Source organism: Amycolatopsis samaneae (assembly GCF_039541975.1).
GTDB lineage: Bacteria > Actinomycetota > Actinomycetes > Mycobacteriales > Pseudonocardiaceae > Amycolatopsis > Amycolatopsis samaneae.
In genome coordinates, this window is the sequence record NZ_BAABHG010000021.1 from 123,888 (window position 1) to 137,622 (window position 13,735).

Here is a 13,735-nt window from a genome sequence, read left to right on the forward strand (position 1 = left end):
TCGCCGCGGGGTCACGCGGCCGGTGTGTTGCCAAGATGCCGGTCGCACAACGGGATTGCCCGGTGCTGGCGCGGTGTGCTTCACTGGGTCGCCCGCGTGCCGGTTGCACCGGAATATCGGGAAACCGAAGAATCCTCGCCGATCCCCATACTCCGATCCCAATACTGTGGGGGCGCATATGATCACAGCTTCCGCAAGCATGATCCACGTGCCGAAGAACTGGTACAACATTCTCGCCGACATTCCGTTCGAGTTGCCCCCCGACATTCCGCAGCCCGTACGCGCCGACCGGCCGGAAGCGGTGAAACCACAGCTGCCGCTCGCGCTGGTCCGGCAGAGTATGACACGCGATCCGCTGGTTCCCATTCCGGAATCGGTGTTCGAGAAGTACCTGTCCTGGCGCCCGACACCGTTGCGGCGGGCGCGGGCGCTGGAGCGGCATCTCGGCACTCGGGCCCGGATCTACTACAAGTACGAGGGCGGGAACGCGAGTGGCAGTCACAAGCTCTGCACGGCGATGGCCCAGGCACAGTGCTACGCGGCCGCCGGGGCCCGGCGGCTGGTGACCGGCACGGGCGCCGGCCAGTGGGGCACCGCGCTGGCGGTGGCGTGCCGGGAGTTCGGGCTGGCCTGCAAGGTCTACATGGTCGCGAAGAGCTTCCACGAAAAGCCCTACCGCAAGACGATCATGCGGTTGTACGGCGCCGAGGTCGTCCCCAGCCCGGACCCGCGTGCCGGGCGTGCCGCCGGCCGGGGCGAGGTCCACGCGGGGAACATCGCCTTCGCGGTGACCGAGGCCTTCGAGGACGCGTTGACCCACGAGGGAACGCAGCTGAGCGTGGGCAGCGGAGAGGCATACGCCATCCTTCATTCCACTGTGGTCGGTCTGGAGGCAGCCGAGCAGTTGGGCCCGGCGGACCAGCCCGACATCGTGATCGGCTCGCTCGGCGCCGGCAGCAATTTCGGCGGTATCGCCCTGCCGTTCGCCGGGCGGAAGCTGCGCGGGGAGTCCGACGTGCGCTGCGTCGCCGTCGAGGCGGAGAGCTGCCCGAAGCTCACGCGTGGCCGGTACTGCTACGACTACACCGACGGATCCGGCGTTTCGCCGCTGCAGAAGATGTACACCCTCGGCTCGCGGTTCACCACGGCGGGCGGGCATATCGGCGGCCTCCGCTACCACGCCTGCTCGAAGATCATCAGCGCGCTGCACCACCACGGTGTGGTGGAGGCGGCCGCCTATCCCCAGCCGGACATCTTCGCCAGCGGCGCGCTCTTCGCCAGGACCGAGGGCATCCTGCCCGCGCCGGAATCGGCCCACGCCGTGCACGGTGCGATCGAAGCGGCGAAACGGGCCGACGAGGCGGGCACGGCCCCGGCGATCCTGTTCTGCCTCAGCGGTCACGGCCTGTTCGACCTCGCCTCGTACGAGGAATACCTGAACGGGACCATGGCGGACGTGCCAGTGTCCGAAGAGGACATCCGCCGGTCGCTGGCCGAGCTCCCGCAACTGGACGGACAGGCGGTGCGATAGTGGAACCACGGACGAAACACCCGAGCAGGGCGGACCTCCGCGCCACGGTGGTCTCGGCGCTGCTGTCGGCCAAGGCCGGTCCTCCCGGCACCGCGGCGACCGTCGACGACGAGACGCCGATCGGCGGCGCCGGCCTGGGAATCAGCTCACTGAACATGCTCCAGGCGCTGGTGCGGATCGAGGACGATCTCGGCGTCGCCTTCGGTGACCGGGCCGTGGCCGAGGCGGACCTGCGTTCGGTGGGCGCCGTGGTGGACCTCGTCGAACAAATGCTGGCGGAGCGGGACGAGTGATCCCGCACGGGGTCCGGCGGCTGGCCACCGGGCTGACCGTCGTCGAGCGCGTCGGCGACAGGGTGGCGAACGAGCACGTGGCGGCTGTCGTGCTCCTGCACGGCTTCGGCCGATATCACGGCCATCTTCTCGATCTGTGGCCGGAATCGGATGCCGAGTGGTCGGTCACGGCGGTCCAGGCGCGTTTCCGGCTGGGGCCGGCGGCCTACCGGTGGTTTGCCTACGAGGACCTTCCGGACGGCAGCGTCGCGATCGCGGAAGACGAGGAGCAGCGCAGCCGGGAGGCGCTCCTCTCCTACCTGGACGAACGCCGCCGGGACGAGCCGGAGCGGCCGTTGTTCCTGGTCGGGCACAGCCAGGGCGGGATGATGGCGTTGAGCGTCGCGTTGCTGCGGCCAGGGTTGATCAGCGGCTGCGCGGTGGTGAACGGGCGCATCCTTCCCGAAACGGTGGCCCTGCTGCCGCGCCTGCCGGACCTCGGCCGGCTGCCGGTATTCCTCGGGCATGGCGTCGCGGACGCGATCGTCAAGATCGACCGGGGCAGAAACGCCCGCGACGCGCTCGCGCGTATGGGGGCGCGGCTGGAGTATCGCGAATATCGCGGCGCGCACGAGGTCACTCCCGGCATGGTGGCCGACGTGGTGGCGTGGCTCCGGACGATTTTGGCCGAGTGCGGGGAAAGCAAGGCCGGTTCGTGAGCGCCCGGGCGTCGGTGGGAGGGGCGGCCTATGAGCTCGGCGAGTACGAGGCGGGCTACCGCGAGGCCCCTCGGTTCGCGGAGAAGATCGCCCGGTACGAGATGCTGGACGAGGCCGGGGTCTGGGGCTGGGGCCGGTTCTTCGTCTCGGGACGCGATCGCGCGGAACTCGCGGTGGCCGCGGCACGCCGCACGCTGGCGATGACGGGATGTACCGGTGGGGACGTGGACGCGGTCGTCCTTGGCGCCGCGGAGTTTCCCGCCGACGTGGACAGCCATGCCCGGTACTGCCGGACGGTGCTCGAAGCGCTGAAGCTGGGAAACGCGTTCGTACTCGGTGTGACACTGGGGCGGTGCACCACGTTGCTGTCCGCGGTGCACCTCGCCGAACGTCTGGTGGCGTCCGGGACCTATGACAACGTCCTTGTCGTCGTGGCCGATCGGGTCGAGGACGAGGAAAAACGGTTCCAGCAGTTCGCGATCTTCAGCGACAGCGCGGCCAGCTGCCTTGTCACGTCGCGACCTGGTGACCTGGCCATTGTCGCGACCGCGTCGGCGCTCGACCCCGCCGCGCTCGACGCGGCGGGGCGGTTCAGCGGGCAGCTGGGCCGTGCTGCGGCCGAGGCGATCACCCGCCGGTCCGGTGTGCGTCCGGAGGAGATCGCCGCGGTGCTGCCGCCGAACCTGTTCACGCCGATCGTCAGGATGAGCGAAGGCCAGGCGGGATTCCGGCCCGGTCAGCTGTTTCTCGCGAACATCGCGAACCGGGGACACTGCTTCAGCGCGGACCCGATCGTGAACCTCGTGGACCGGCAGCGCGCGGACGGCTTGCGGCCGGGCGACCATCTTCTCCTGACTTCGGGGGTACCCGGAGCACGCGTGAGCATCCTGGTTCAGGTTCGCTGAGTCATGACGCGGACCGGTGCGGCGGCAGCCGACCCGGGGCATGACCGATCTGGCAGAGCCACCCTCAACCCATCGGACCAGGCCTCGCCACTTTCGGTGAGGACGACGGTGCCGTGGCCCATGCGTGCCCGGCAGTTAGTTTGTGCTGGCCAAGTAGACTGGCGGCGCACCAGCCCTGTCCGTGAATCGTGTTCTGAGGAGGAAACGATCTTACCCGGTCAGGGCGGCTGTTCATTTCTAGGCGATGAAGCCGCCCTAATAACGTTCTTGGGGATTATTCCATGAAAAATCAGGGTGAGAGGTATCGGAACAATGACGACAGTTCTCCCTTGGCAAGTCAGGCGTCCGTAGCGCCGGTCAACGGAAGTTCGATCCGGGCGACCCGGCTCGGCCTGCAGTTCCCCGATCGGCCGATCGGATTTCCCGAGTGGCAGCAGGCCGGCCTGAAGATAGCCCGCATGGCTGATTCCTCAGCTTGGTACATGGGAGATTGGCTTGCCTACGGCGAAGCCCAGTTCGAGAACAAGTACCGGCGGGCAGCGGAAGCCGTCGGCCTCAACTATCAGACCCTGCGAAACTTCGCCTGGGTCGCTCGTCGGTTTCCGCTGTCTCGACGTCGAGACAAGCTCACCTTCTATCACCACATGGAGGTGGCCAAGCTGTCCGATGTCGAACAGGAACGATGGCTGGATCGCGCCGTCCGGGAACGCTGGTCCGTGCGCCGGCTGCGGCAGTGCGTGAAGAACGCGAGTTGTCTGGGGACGGCCGCCGAGGACGCCACTCCGGTGATGCGGAAGATCAGCGCCGATCGCACCCGAGTTGATCGCTGGCGCGCCGCCGCGGAACAGGTCAACAACAGTCTTGACGACTGGATTCTGCTCACGCTGGACGACGCGGCCTGTCAGTTGCTCGACACCTGATCGCCCTCCTGGCCGCCGAGGGTCGCGGCGGAGCCGGAGCCATGGGGCACTCCTCAGCCGTGGGCCTGGTGGCGTCGTCGCCACCAGGCCCACGGCCGTGGGGAGAAGTCAGGCGTCTTCCACCGGCGTGGCGACTTCGGCAAGGCCCTCAACGGTCGGGTGCCGAACCACCGCGCACGGCAGTATCTTGAGCCCGGCGGTTTCCTTAGCACGCTGAATGAGATCCATGGCGCGAATACTGGTTCCGCCGAGTTCGTAGAAATTGCTCTCCACGGTGATTTCGGCGTCGTCAAACAGTTCACGGAAAATCGCGCACAACGCTTCTTCCGCCGGGTTGCCTGGCGGCCTGCCTGACCGCGGTGCGGGCACCACCGGATCGGGCAATGCGGTGCGATCTACCTTTCCGTTCGGGGTCAGGGGAACGGCGTCGATCGTCGTATAGGTCGAGGGAACCATGAATCCGGGAAGATGCTCGACGGCATGATCGCGCAAATCGTCCGGCGCCGGGGTGGCGCCGTTTATCGGTACGACGTAGGCCATCAGCTGGGCGTTGGTGCTGCCCTGTTCGGTGCGCACAACGGCCACTGCGTGGCCGACGTCCGGATGCGCGCCGAGCACGGCCTCCACCTCGCCGAGTTCGATCCGGTAGCCGCGCAGCTTGACCTGGTTGTCCAGCCTGCCGTGGAAAAGAATCGAGCCGTCCGGCCGCCACGCGGCGAGATCGCCGGTGCGGTACATCCGGGTGCCCTCCCCGTCGAACGGGTTCGCCACGAACCGTTCCGCGGTTCGGCCCGGCTGGCCGAGGTAACCGCGGGCCAGTCCTGCGCCGCCGATGTACAGCTCGCCGAGTTCACCGCGGGGCACCGGGCGCAGGGCTTCGTCGAGAATGTACACCGAGGCACCCGGTATCGGGTGGCCGATGGTGATCTCGTCGTCGCCGTTGAGAGCGTCGCTCGAGGCCGCGCACACGGTGGCCTCGGTCGGGCCGTACGAGTTGAGCACCCGGCGCCCCTTCGCCCAGCGGGCGAGCAGATCGGGCGGGCACGCTTCGCCGGCGAGCACCAGCGTCCGGAGACCGGGCGCAGCCGAGGGGGTCACCGTCGAGGCCGCGGCCGGTGGCAGCACGGCGTGGCTGATGGCGTTGTCCCGCAAGGCTTTGGCCAGCGGTTCGCCGACCAACGTGGCGCCAGGAGGGATGACGAGGGCCGCCCCTGCCGCGAAGGTCCCCAGGAACTCGGTCAGGAAAGCGTCGAAGCTCGGCGACATGAACTGCAACACCCGGCTGTCCGGGGTGACCTGCATAGTCGAGACCTTCACCGCCGCGAGCCCGTGCAGGCCGGCATGCGTGACCGCAACGCCTTTCGGTCGGCCGGTAGACCCGGACGTGTAGATGACGTAGGCGAGGTTGGCCGTCGACGGGGTGCGGGCGGGGATGTCACCGCCCTCCAGCGTGTCGAGTTCGGCGATGGCTTCGGCGGAGTCCAGTACGACCCGGGGAACCGGCGTGTCGGCGGGCAGGGTCGTGGCGGCGGAGTACGTGTTGGTGCACAACAGGGCCGGCGCGGCATCGGACACCATCGCGTTGATCCGCTCGGCCGGATATCGGACGTCGACGGGCAGGAAGGCCGCCCCGGCCTTCGCGACGGCGAGCACGCTCACCACCATGTGGACCGAGCGGGGCAGCGCCAATGCCACGAGACGCTCCGGGCCGGCGCCGCGCCCGATCAGCAGCCGGGCGAGCCGGTTCGCCCGCTCGTTCGCCTCCGCGTAGGTGAGCGTTTCCTCGTCCGACACGATCGCGGTGTTGTCGGGATAGGCTCGTACCGTCCGCTCCCACAGTTCGGCGAGGGTGGCCGTGCCGTCGGGGCTTTCGCGGCTTTCCGGTGTGCGTAGCAAACCAACTTCATATGTCATGGCATCCTATTCCCAGCGTGCTTGTTCTCAGCGTTACTGCCGCGCGTGACAACGGTTGCGAAAGTGGTGTGCCAACGTGATCATTTTCCGCAGAATATGGGGAAACGGTACCGCTCCCGGCGGCCCGTGGCAAGTAAGGCCATTCGGCTGCCCGGCGACGGACGACGTCATTTCGTTGGCACAAAAGGGGTGTCCGGTCTACACTGCGAGGCGGGGGTGTTGCTGACGGACCCGGCGAGGCGGTGTCCCGCCGTCAGGTCGCGCATTCCACCTTCGGTCGAAGAGGTGATCATGAGCAATCCGTTCGAAAACGAAGAAGGCAGCTATCTCGTCCTCGTGAACAACGAGGGACAACATTCACTGTGGCCGGAGTTCGCGGATATTCCGGTGGGCTGGACGATAGCCCGCGGTGTCGGGACCAGAGCGGCCTGCCTCGAGTACATCACCGAGAATTGGACGGATATGCGCCCGGCGAGCCTCGCCCGGCTGATGACCGAACAGTGGTCGTCCTGAACGACACGACACGTTCGCGACGCTCAGCGTCCCCGGCGCTTGCCGTCGAGTAGACCCGTGAATGCCTCATTGAGGTTTTCTCAGTAGTGGTGGGGTGGGGGTGTGTTGGGTTGGGGCGTGGGGCCCCTGGTAGGACTGGATTTGCGAAGATCAAGTCCGAGGATCCAGAGGGCCCCACGTGATTACCCATGATGCCACCCTTGACGTGGCGCGCGAGTTGACCCTGTTCGTCGCCGGTGTGCTACGCACCGAACGCCGTCGCCGCAAGACCCGCCGAAACCGGCGGGTCTTAACGCCGTTTCGGCAGGCGGTGCTGGTGCTGCGCTGGTTCCGCGACGCCATCCCCGTCCACCGGCTCGCCACCGACCACAAGATCAGCATCGCCACCGCCTACCGCTACCTGCACGAAGGCATCACCGCGCTCGCCGCCCACGCCCCCGACCTGCACCAGGTCCTCGCCGACCGTCACGCCCGGGGCGACACCCACGTCATCCTGGACGGCACCCTCATCCCCACCGATTCCGGCCGCACGTCGAGGACAACTGCCGCGCCATCGAGCTGGTGCTGCGCGCCGGTGTGCCCGGCGAGATCTACAACATCGGCGGTAGCACCGATCTGACCACCACCGCGCTGACCAGCCTCCTGCTGGCCGAGGTCGGCGCCGACTGGGACGCGGTCACCTTCGTCCCGGACCGCACCGCCAACGACATCCGCTACGCGATGGAGTGGACCAAGATCGCCGAACTCGGGTTCCAGCCCACGAGGAGGGTCGCGGACAGCCTCGCGGGGACCGTGGACTGGTACCGCGACCACCCCGGCCGCTGGGCACCCGAGCCCGGACCGGACCCCGCCGGCCGGGTCATGGAGGTGACGAGCGCATAACCACCGTCACCGCCGCGAGCGGGGTCGCCGCGAACGCCCGCCCCTACCTCTACGGGCAGGAACTGGCCGCGATCGGCCGTGCCCTGGAGACCGGCCAGTACGGGCACGGCCCCGAAACCGAGCTGCAACGCCAGCAAGCCGCTCACCGGAACCGGGACGGTGAGTACTGGATCGCCGAGGCGTCGCGGCCGTACCGATGAACTCTCCCTTCCGATGCCCTCGAAGTCGTTACAGCAAACCGAAAACCGCATAGTCCTGGCTGCTTCGATACGATGACTGCACATCGACGGTCTCTACGGGACGAGGAACCGTAGCGGCCATCGATGATGCTGGTTGTTCGCACGTCACACCGCAGGTCGTAAATGATCCACCGACTGTCGAGCGACCTTGATGCTTTCGCCTGTTTGGCCCGATGCGATACAAATCGGACCTGGTAGCTTCGACGATGGGAGTACGGATCGCACCTCGGTAGGGCTGCGAGCGAGCGCATAGGCTCAGCAATCTCTTGCACAGCAACCGGTTGTCGTGCGTAATGAACGCCGCGGGGCCACGAACGGGGTTCAGGGGCTGAGCAGAAGGGGGAAGTGGTGTCGGCACGAGGCAAGGAAATGAGACGCGGTGCGCTCGGTTTGTCACTTTCCTCCGCTGTCATAGTCGTGTCGTGCTCGCCACCGGCGGAGCACGCCAGTGGACACGCGCCGAGCACGACCGCGCCGCGGGCAAGTCGTCCGGCCACTGTGGAGCGTGTCGCACAGGAGGCGCAACCTGATGCCCGGTTGCGGCGTATGGAGTCCGCGCTTCGCTCGGTCGATACAGGCTTGCGCGGAGCACGTGTCGCGGAGGTCGCTTCTCGGGGACTCCCGCAGGGGAGGTCGATCAGTTACCAGGCATCCGGCCTGATCAAAGGTGATGGTGGTGGGTACGGCTCGGTGTCCGTTCGCATCGATGACCCCCCGATCACCAGCGCTGAAGCCGAGTGTGCGGACTACATGAAGCCGTGTGACACCAAGGATGTTCCGGGTGGCACGGCCGTGATCATGGATCACCGGGCCAAGCCGTCTCCTGACGTGGGCATCGTCATGGTGGAGTTGTACCGCCCGGACCGCACGCAAGTTGTCTCTGTTCACGTCACCGACGTCGTTGAGCAACGCTCGTCGATGTTCTGGAAGGGCGGCGAACGACTGAAGAGTTCTCTGCCTGACACGGATTTCATCGTCGATCTGGCCTCTCGGCTCGCTTCGATCAAATAACCGCCTCCTGGCTGGCGCGTTCGTTGTAGCGCCAGTTCTGTTCCGCCTCGAACTGCACAACCGCGCGCACACGTGGCCGCACGAGGAGGTGATAGCCCTGCGCTCCTGACTGGCAAACTGGTTCCTACTACCTCGTTGATTTCCTGAAGGGTGTGCCGTCTTGGGAACCAAAAAAAGATCCATGGTAGCGGTGGCGGCCTCAATTCTGATCACCGCCGCTACCGTAGTTTCCCTGCCTTACATGGAAGGAATTCCGGCACCGCCACCGCGGCGGTTGGTGGCCCGCCGAAGGCAGGGCGATGCTGCTTTGTCCGGCGAAGGTGCTGACCACCCGTTATCCATACCTGGGAACGGCAATACCCTCACCCTGGCCGAGTACGCATGAAGTGAACCGTCTGCGCCGAGCGGGCTTGCCGCATCGCCGACGCCGCCGGAGCCGACGACTTCGCCTGGTGGGGCTACTCGTGGGGCGGTGTGGTCGGACTCCAGCTGGCACTGCGCACCGACCGCGTCACGGCGCTGGCGGTGACCGGTTTCCCGCCACTAGGCGGCCCGTACCAGGAGATGCTGCGCTACAGCCGCCTCCTGGCCGATGTGGAACTGGACGCGTTCGGCGCGAAGATCCCCGACGAGCAGCGCGCCCAGCTGGCCCAGTTCGCCACCTACTACGAGCACCTGGCCGGGTTCGACGACCGCGCCGCGCAACAGCGCCTCGCCTGTCCGAGCACGGCCAGGAAGTGTTCGCCTTTGCGTTTGTAGCGCAACGCCAAGGTGTCCGGACAACCGGGGGAACCTCAGATGACGTGACGGGATCTGCTTTCCCCGTTGATCGTGAGGTGGCTATTCGAGCTGCTGTCCTGTGCCGGGGGATGTTCGCCGTGGTCTGGGTTGTCCATCGCCGACTAGTTCGTGGGCCTCGTCGCGGGTGGTCACGAGCTTGTCCAGCGCGGCGTTGAGCGTGGCTTCTTCCCGGCCGAAGTGTTCGCTCATACGCAGGTGTAGCTGGTCGAGGTGTGCGTGGAGGTCGTCGTTTGTCGTTCGACCGCTTGCCGAGCAGGCGTCGAGGGCCTGTTCGAATTCGGTGATCAGGCCGGCGAGGACGAGGTGGTCGGCTTTGAGTTGTTCGATCGTGGGTTTCAGATCGGGGTGCTCGGCGAGCAGGCGTATGAAGAGGCCCTTGTCTTCGCGTACGTGGTGGTCGGTCAGTGCCGAGCAGAATCCGTAGCAGTGCGCGAGGAGATCGTCGGACAGGGAGGCCGTTTTCGTGGCTCTGCGGGCGCGTTTGAGTTCGCGCTCGAGGCGGTGGTGGATCGTCTGGAGCTCGAACTTCCAGGCGGTGACGCGGTCTCGGCTCATTCCGTTCCCCCGGCGCACTCCTGGAGGGCGCCCGCGAGGTGGGGATACCGGAATGCGAAACCGGCCTCGATCAGACGGGCCGGTGCGACGCGGCGGCCGCCGAGCACGATGTCGGCGCCCGCGCCGAGGAAGAGCCGAGCGAGCAGTGTCCGGGACGCGCGCGGTCGATCGGCGCCGGCCACGTGTGCCAGCGTTTCGGCGAACTCCCGGCTCCGGACCTGCTCGGGTGCGACCAGGTTGTAGGCACCGTTCCAGCCGTCCTCGTCCATCACCCGCAGGATGAACGCGACGACGTCGTCGAGGTGGATCCACGGCAGCCACTGCGAACCTGGCGCGAAGTACGAGGCCTTGCCCTTGCGGGCCTGCTCGAGCTGCCACCGCACGCCGCCACCCTTGGCGGCCAGCACGAATCCGAGACGCAGGAGCACGGTTCGTGCCTTCGGCTCCGCGATCGCGGCGGCCTCCCACGCACGTGACCCTTCCGCGTGCTCACCGGGAAGAGGGCTGGTGTGTTCGTCGACTTGCCCAGCCGAGGGCGTGCCGAACCCGTAGACACCGACGGAGGACGCGCTGATCAGAGTCCGGGGACCCCGCGACGCGCGGTGGATCGCGCTGACGAGTTGCCGGGCACCCTCGATGCGCTGGACGGTGACCTTCCGCAGGTACCTTCGGCCGGTGAAGGGTTTGAACAGGGGAGCACCCGCCAGGTTCACGACATGGTCCGTGCCGGCGAGCGCGGACTCCCAGCCGCCGCTCTCACCTTGTCGGTAGGCGAGGTATCCGGCTGCGCCCGGCACGAGGACCCGAGCACGTTCCGGGTCTCTGGCCAGCACCACGACTTCGTGGCGGCGGGCGATCAACGCCGAGGCAACGGCTTGACCGAGGAGTCCGGTCGCACCGGTCATGACGACGTGTTCGGTCATCGCTCACTCCTCGGCGGTGCGGGACGGGGCGGCCACCAGCGTGGGCAGCTGGTCGAGGAGTTCGTCGTGCCAGTCGATTTCGAGACGCAGCCTGCGCAAGGTGTGTTCGAAGATCATTTTTTCCATCGCGGTGAGGTACGGGTCGGCTTCCTCGCGAAGGTGGCACATCTCCTGGTGTTGATGGGTGAGCGACGCTCGGCGGTCCTCGAGGGCCGAGCGGACCGCGTCCTCGGTCATGTCGGCGACGTGGCCGAGCGCGAGGTCGATCGGATCCGGACTCAGCCGCGCCTCGCGCAGGGCCGACATGCGCTGAACCACCAGCTCGTGCCGGCCTTCCTTGGTGATTTCGTACACCGTGCGTGGCGGTCGGCCGCCTTCCTGCTCCGTGCAGACCCTGCGGACGAGGCCTTCGGTCTCCATCCGCTGCAGCGCGCCATAGAGCGATCCGGGCTTGATATTCGTCCACCGATCGACGTGGTCGAGCTGCGCGACTCGCCGGATCTGGTGGCCGTGCATGGGGCCGCGGCGTGCCAGTTCGCCAAGGACGAAAAGTCTTGCTGAGCTCACGAGTAATTCATACGTGATTACTCAAACATGAGCAAGCAAGATGATCGTCTCCGCAACACCCATCGCGGCCCGGCACAACCGTGGCGGCGGCAGATCGCGACAGGAACAGGCTTCGCGTCGGACGGGCGATCACGACAACCAGACACGCCCGCACATCGGCTTGTGCGGGCGGTCTTCTGCGGCCGAAGTGCTGGCAGTCGCGGGGCGCACGATCACTCGGTGGCGGCCCGTGCCGGGATGGCTTCGCGTGCGGCCTCGGCGAGGGTCTGGCATGACATGTCCCATATGGGCTCATGCCAGGCACACAACGCCAGGATCTCCGGACGACCGGGGAAGCTCATAGGTGGTGCGGTAGCCCGGATAGGCCACACCTTGATCACGTCGAGGGCACGACCCGGCTGTGGAGTGCGAAACTTGTGGCAACGCGGGCTCATCGTCGCCTCGCACAGTCCCGGCGTCACCATGTCACTGAGCGTGTGGCCCCGGCGGGGCTAAGGCGTGGCGTGCCGGTCGCGCGTTCCGTGCGGGCGAAGACGGCGAGTTCTGTCCGGCCGCGCAGGCCGAGCTTGGCGCCGATCGTGGCGAGGTGGTTGCGGATGGTTTTCGGCGCCAGCCCGAGGTGCCGGGCCATGTCCGCGGTCGTTCGGCCCGCCGCGAGCAAACCCAGGATTTCGTGTTCCCGCCTGGTCAGTCCGCTCGCGGTCGTTTCCAGTGCCGTGCCGAGCAGTCCCGGCCCGAAGAACACGCCGCCTGCGGCGACCGTCAGCACCGCGCACCGCAGGGTCTCGACGGGAACTTCTTCCTGGAGGAATCCTCGTGCGCCCGAGCGGATCGCGGCGGGAAACGACTCGGCGATCACCCAGGCCAGTACCCGCGCGCCGGACGCCATCTCGGCACGTTCGCGGAAGTCGGCCGCGACCACGTCCGGCCGGTCCTGGCGCTGCTCGACGACGGTGAACCCCGCGCTCCGCAACCGCGCGCGGAGGACACCCGAGTCGGCGAGGACCGTGGTCACCGGAGGCTCGCGGGGTCGGCAGACGTCATTCGCATGAACACCCTTTCCCAGCTGAGCGGCGGCGAGATGCTTGAAGTGGTCGACGCGTCGCTCGAGGAGAACCCTGACATCACGGCGACCACGTATCCCGGTCGAGACGGCACCTGCGCCGTGTGGTCCGAAGGGCTGCGCCACCCCCGGCGGTCGGGGGTGGCGCAGACCACGAGGCGCGACAGCGTGGCCTTCACACCGGGTGTGTTCGCCGGTACCGACGGCCGGCGTCACCGGTAGTACAAGTTGTATCCGATCAGGACGAACCGGCATTCATATTCGTTCCACAGGCCGATGGCCTTGCCGTTTTCCCCAGCGTCGACGCACTGCACCTTTTTGGGGTAGTAATCGTAGAATTTCCAGTCCGCGGCCGTCGGAGTCGACGCCGGTCGCGTGTTCGTGGCCGGGTTCGGTGCCGATTCGGCGATGGTCCCGACGCAGAGCATCGAAAGTGCGGCGAAACCGGTTACGAACGCCGATCTTGTCATGGTGCGCATAGCTTTTCCTTTCCTGTTTTCGAGTGTCACCTTCTGCTATTTGTTCTTGCAGTAGTTGTACAGAAATATGCCGCCGGGGGAGGGGCTGTCCTGGGTGATCGAGACGCATCCGCGGTACACCGGTTTCCAGGCGCCGCCCCAACCGGTGTCGGCGTGCAACCAGTGCCACTGGTGGTCGGCGGCGACCAGGCTGGAGCCGCCGCCTCCCGCGACCTGTGCTCCGGCGGAGTCATAGAACGCGGTGACGGCCCAGACATGCCGGGGCTGCCCGCAGTAGGCGTGGAAGCCACCGGTGGAGCCCCAGTTGTCGAACGTCAACTGCACGTTCGCGACTTGGCAGTCCGCCAGCGCCGTCGTGCGGGCCGGGGTGGCGTTCGCCGGTGCCGCCCCGATGGCGAGACAGCCCGCGAGCAGGGCTGTCGCTGCCAGGAGTTTGCGCAT

The 13,735-nt window shown here is 67.0% G+C and carries 18 protein-coding genes; 11 read left to right on the forward strand and 7 right to left on the reverse strand.

Going from position 1 to position 13,735, the window contains the following annotated elements; translation table 11 throughout:
* Positions 1–199 precede the first annotated feature (199 nt).
* From ABD987_RS39815 to ABD987_RS39835, 5 genes are all read left to right on the forward strand, one after another.
* On the forward strand, positions 200–1,531 hold the full coding sequence (locus ABD987_RS39815; RefSeq protein WP_345407093.1) for a TrpB-like pyridoxal phosphate-dependent enzyme: 1,332 nt from the start codon (positions 200–202) through the stop codon (positions 1,529–1,531).
* Positions 1,531–1,824 (forward strand): acyl carrier protein, encoded by a 294-nt coding sequence (locus tag ABD987_RS39820; protein WP_345407096.1) that lies wholly within the window; start codon positions 1,531–1,533, stop codon positions 1,822–1,824. Before ABD987_RS39815 ends, ABD987_RS39820 begins: the two co-directional genes overlap by 1 nt.
* On the forward strand, positions 1,821–2,522 hold the full coding sequence (locus tag ABD987_RS39825) for an alpha/beta hydrolase (RefSeq protein ID WP_345407099.1): 702 nt from the start codon (positions 1,821–1,823) through the stop codon (positions 2,520–2,522). Before ABD987_RS39820 ends, ABD987_RS39825 begins: the two co-directional genes overlap by 4 nt.
* Positions 2,519–3,427, forward strand: coding sequence for a hypothetical protein (locus tag ABD987_RS39830; RefSeq protein WP_345407102.1), 909 nt, complete (start codon positions 2,519–2,521; stop codon positions 3,425–3,427). The genes ABD987_RS39825 and ABD987_RS39830 overlap by 4 nt, the downstream gene beginning before the upstream one ends.
* Before the next feature lie 281 nt (positions 3,428–3,708).
* Positions 3,709–4,347, forward strand: a complete 639-nt coding sequence (locus ABD987_RS39835) for an LmbU family transcriptional regulator (RefSeq protein ID WP_345407105.1) — start codon at positions 3,709–3,711, stop codon at positions 4,345–4,347.
* 108 nt (positions 4,348–4,455) lie between these two features.
* On the opposite strand, the gene ABD987_RS39840 is transcribed toward ABD987_RS39835, so the two are convergent.
* Complete coding sequence (locus ABD987_RS39840; protein WP_345407107.1) at positions 4,456–6,261, reverse strand: amino acid adenylation domain-containing protein; 1,806 nt, start codon at positions 6,259–6,261, stop codon at positions 4,456–4,458.
* A gap of 291 nt (positions 6,262–6,552) precedes the next feature.
* Between ABD987_RS39840 and ABD987_RS39845 the strand changes: the two genes are divergently transcribed.
* The 5 genes from ABD987_RS39845 to ABD987_RS39865 all read left to right on the forward strand — a co-directional run bounded on the left by ABD987_RS39845 (position 6,553) and on the right by ABD987_RS39865 (position 9,665).
* Positions 6,553–6,774, forward strand: a complete 222-nt coding sequence (locus ABD987_RS39845; protein WP_345407110.1) for an MbtH family protein — start codon at positions 6,553–6,555, stop codon at positions 6,772–6,774.
* A gap of 217 nt (positions 6,775–6,991) precedes the next feature.
* Positions 6,992–7,393 (forward strand): hypothetical protein, encoded by a 402-nt coding sequence (locus tag ABD987_RS44680; protein ID WP_378214285.1) that lies wholly within the window; start codon positions 6,992–6,994, stop codon positions 7,391–7,393.
* Positions 7,336–7,656 (forward strand): hypothetical protein, encoded by a 321-nt coding sequence (locus ABD987_RS39855; protein ID WP_345407113.1) that lies wholly within the window; start codon positions 7,336–7,338, stop codon positions 7,654–7,656. The genes ABD987_RS44680 and ABD987_RS39855 overlap by 58 nt, the downstream gene beginning before the upstream one ends.
* A 929-nt stretch (positions 7,657–8,585) precedes the next feature.
* Positions 8,586–8,906 carry a hypothetical protein gene (locus tag ABD987_RS39860; RefSeq protein WP_345407116.1) on the forward strand — a complete coding sequence of 107 codons (321 nt, stop codon included), beginning with the start codon at positions 8,586–8,588 and terminating at the stop codon, positions 8,904–8,906.
* Between the two features lie 474 nt (positions 8,907–9,380).
* A complete protein-coding gene (locus ABD987_RS39865) occupies positions 9,381–9,665 on the forward strand; it encodes a hypothetical protein (protein ID WP_345407119.1) in 285 nt (94 codons plus the stop codon).
* Between the two features lie 81 nt (positions 9,666–9,746).
* Here the strand turns inward: ABD987_RS39865 and ABD987_RS39870 are convergent, their stop codons facing one another.
* The 4 genes from ABD987_RS39870 to ABD987_RS39885 all read right to left on the reverse strand — a co-directional run bounded on the left by ABD987_RS39870 (position 9,747) and on the right by ABD987_RS39885 (position 12,767).
* Positions 9,747–10,262 carry a hemerythrin domain-containing protein gene (locus ABD987_RS39870; RefSeq protein ID WP_345407122.1) on the reverse strand — a complete coding sequence of 172 codons (516 nt, stop codon included), beginning with the start codon at positions 10,260–10,262 and terminating at the stop codon, positions 9,747–9,749.
* The gene (locus ABD987_RS39875; RefSeq protein ID WP_345407125.1) at positions 10,259–11,185 is read right to left on the reverse strand and encodes a TIGR01777 family oxidoreductase; all 927 of its coding nucleotides are present in this window, start codon (positions 11,183–11,185) and stop codon (positions 10,259–10,261) included. Before ABD987_RS39875 ends, ABD987_RS39870 begins: the two co-directional genes overlap by 4 nt.
* Before the next feature lie 3 nt (positions 11,186–11,188).
* Positions 11,189–11,752 carry a PadR family transcriptional regulator gene (locus ABD987_RS39880; RefSeq protein WP_345407126.1) on the reverse strand — a complete coding sequence of 188 codons (564 nt, stop codon included), beginning with the start codon at positions 11,750–11,752 and terminating at the stop codon, positions 11,189–11,191.
* Positions 11,753–12,209: 457 nt separating this feature from the next.
* On the reverse strand, positions 12,210–12,767 hold the full coding sequence (locus ABD987_RS39885; protein WP_345407128.1) for a helix-turn-helix transcriptional regulator: 558 nt from the start codon (positions 12,765–12,767) through the stop codon (positions 12,210–12,212).
* Between the two features lie 33 nt (positions 12,768–12,800).
* On the opposite strand from ABD987_RS39885, the gene ABD987_RS39890 reads away from it, so the two are divergent.
* A complete protein-coding gene (locus ABD987_RS39890; protein WP_345407131.1) occupies positions 12,801–13,037 on the forward strand; it encodes a hypothetical protein in 237 nt (78 codons plus the stop codon).
* Here the strand turns inward: ABD987_RS39890 and ABD987_RS39895 are convergent.
* Together ABD987_RS39895 and ABD987_RS39900 are read right to left on the reverse strand one after the other, a co-directional pair.
* Complete coding sequence (locus ABD987_RS39895) at positions 13,028–13,294, reverse strand: hypothetical protein (RefSeq protein WP_345407134.1); 267 nt, start codon at positions 13,292–13,294, stop codon at positions 13,028–13,030. The two genes, ABD987_RS39890 and ABD987_RS39895, sit on opposite strands and share 10 nt — an antisense overlap.
* Positions 13,295–13,330: 36 nt before the next feature.
* Entirely contained in the window at positions 13,331–13,735 is a 405-nt protein-coding gene (locus ABD987_RS39900) for a hypothetical protein (protein ID WP_345407137.1), read from the reverse strand.

Excerpts from the sequence above, each read along its gene's own strand:
- ABD987_RS39815 (WP_345407093.1), top strand. The coding sequence starts at position 200 with ATGATCCACGTGCCGAAGAACTGGTACAACATTCTCGCCGACATTCCG.
- ABD987_RS39835 (WP_345407105.1), top strand. The coding sequence starts at position 3,709 with ATGAAAAATCAGGGTGAGAGGTATCGGAACAATGACGACAGTTCTCCC.
- ABD987_RS39840 (WP_345407107.1), bottom strand. The coding sequence starts at position 6,261 with ATGACATATGAAGTTGGTTTGCTACGCACACCGGAAAGCCGCGAAAGC.
- ABD987_RS39845 (WP_345407110.1), top strand. The coding sequence starts at position 6,553 with ATGAGCAATCCGTTCGAAAACGAAGAAGGCAGCTATCTCGTCCTCGTG.
- ABD987_RS39870 (WP_345407122.1), bottom strand. The coding sequence starts at position 10,262 with ATGAGCCGAGACCGCGTCACCGCCTGGAAGTTCGAGCTCCAGACGATC.
- ABD987_RS39875 (WP_345407125.1), bottom strand. The coding sequence starts at position 11,185 with ATGACCGAACACGTCGTCATGACCGGTGCGACCGGACTCCTCGGTCAA.
- ABD987_RS39890 (WP_345407131.1), top strand. The coding sequence starts at position 12,801 with ATGAACACCCTTTCCCAGCTGAGCGGCGGCGAGATGCTTGAAGTGGTC.
- ABD987_RS39895 (WP_345407134.1), bottom strand. The coding sequence starts at position 13,294 with ATGCGCACCATGACAAGATCGGCGTTCGTAACCGGTTTCGCCGCACTT.
- ABD987_RS39900 (WP_345407137.1), bottom strand. The coding sequence starts at position 13,735 with ATGCGCAAACTCCTGGCAGCGACAGCCCTGCTCGCGGGCTGTCTCGCC.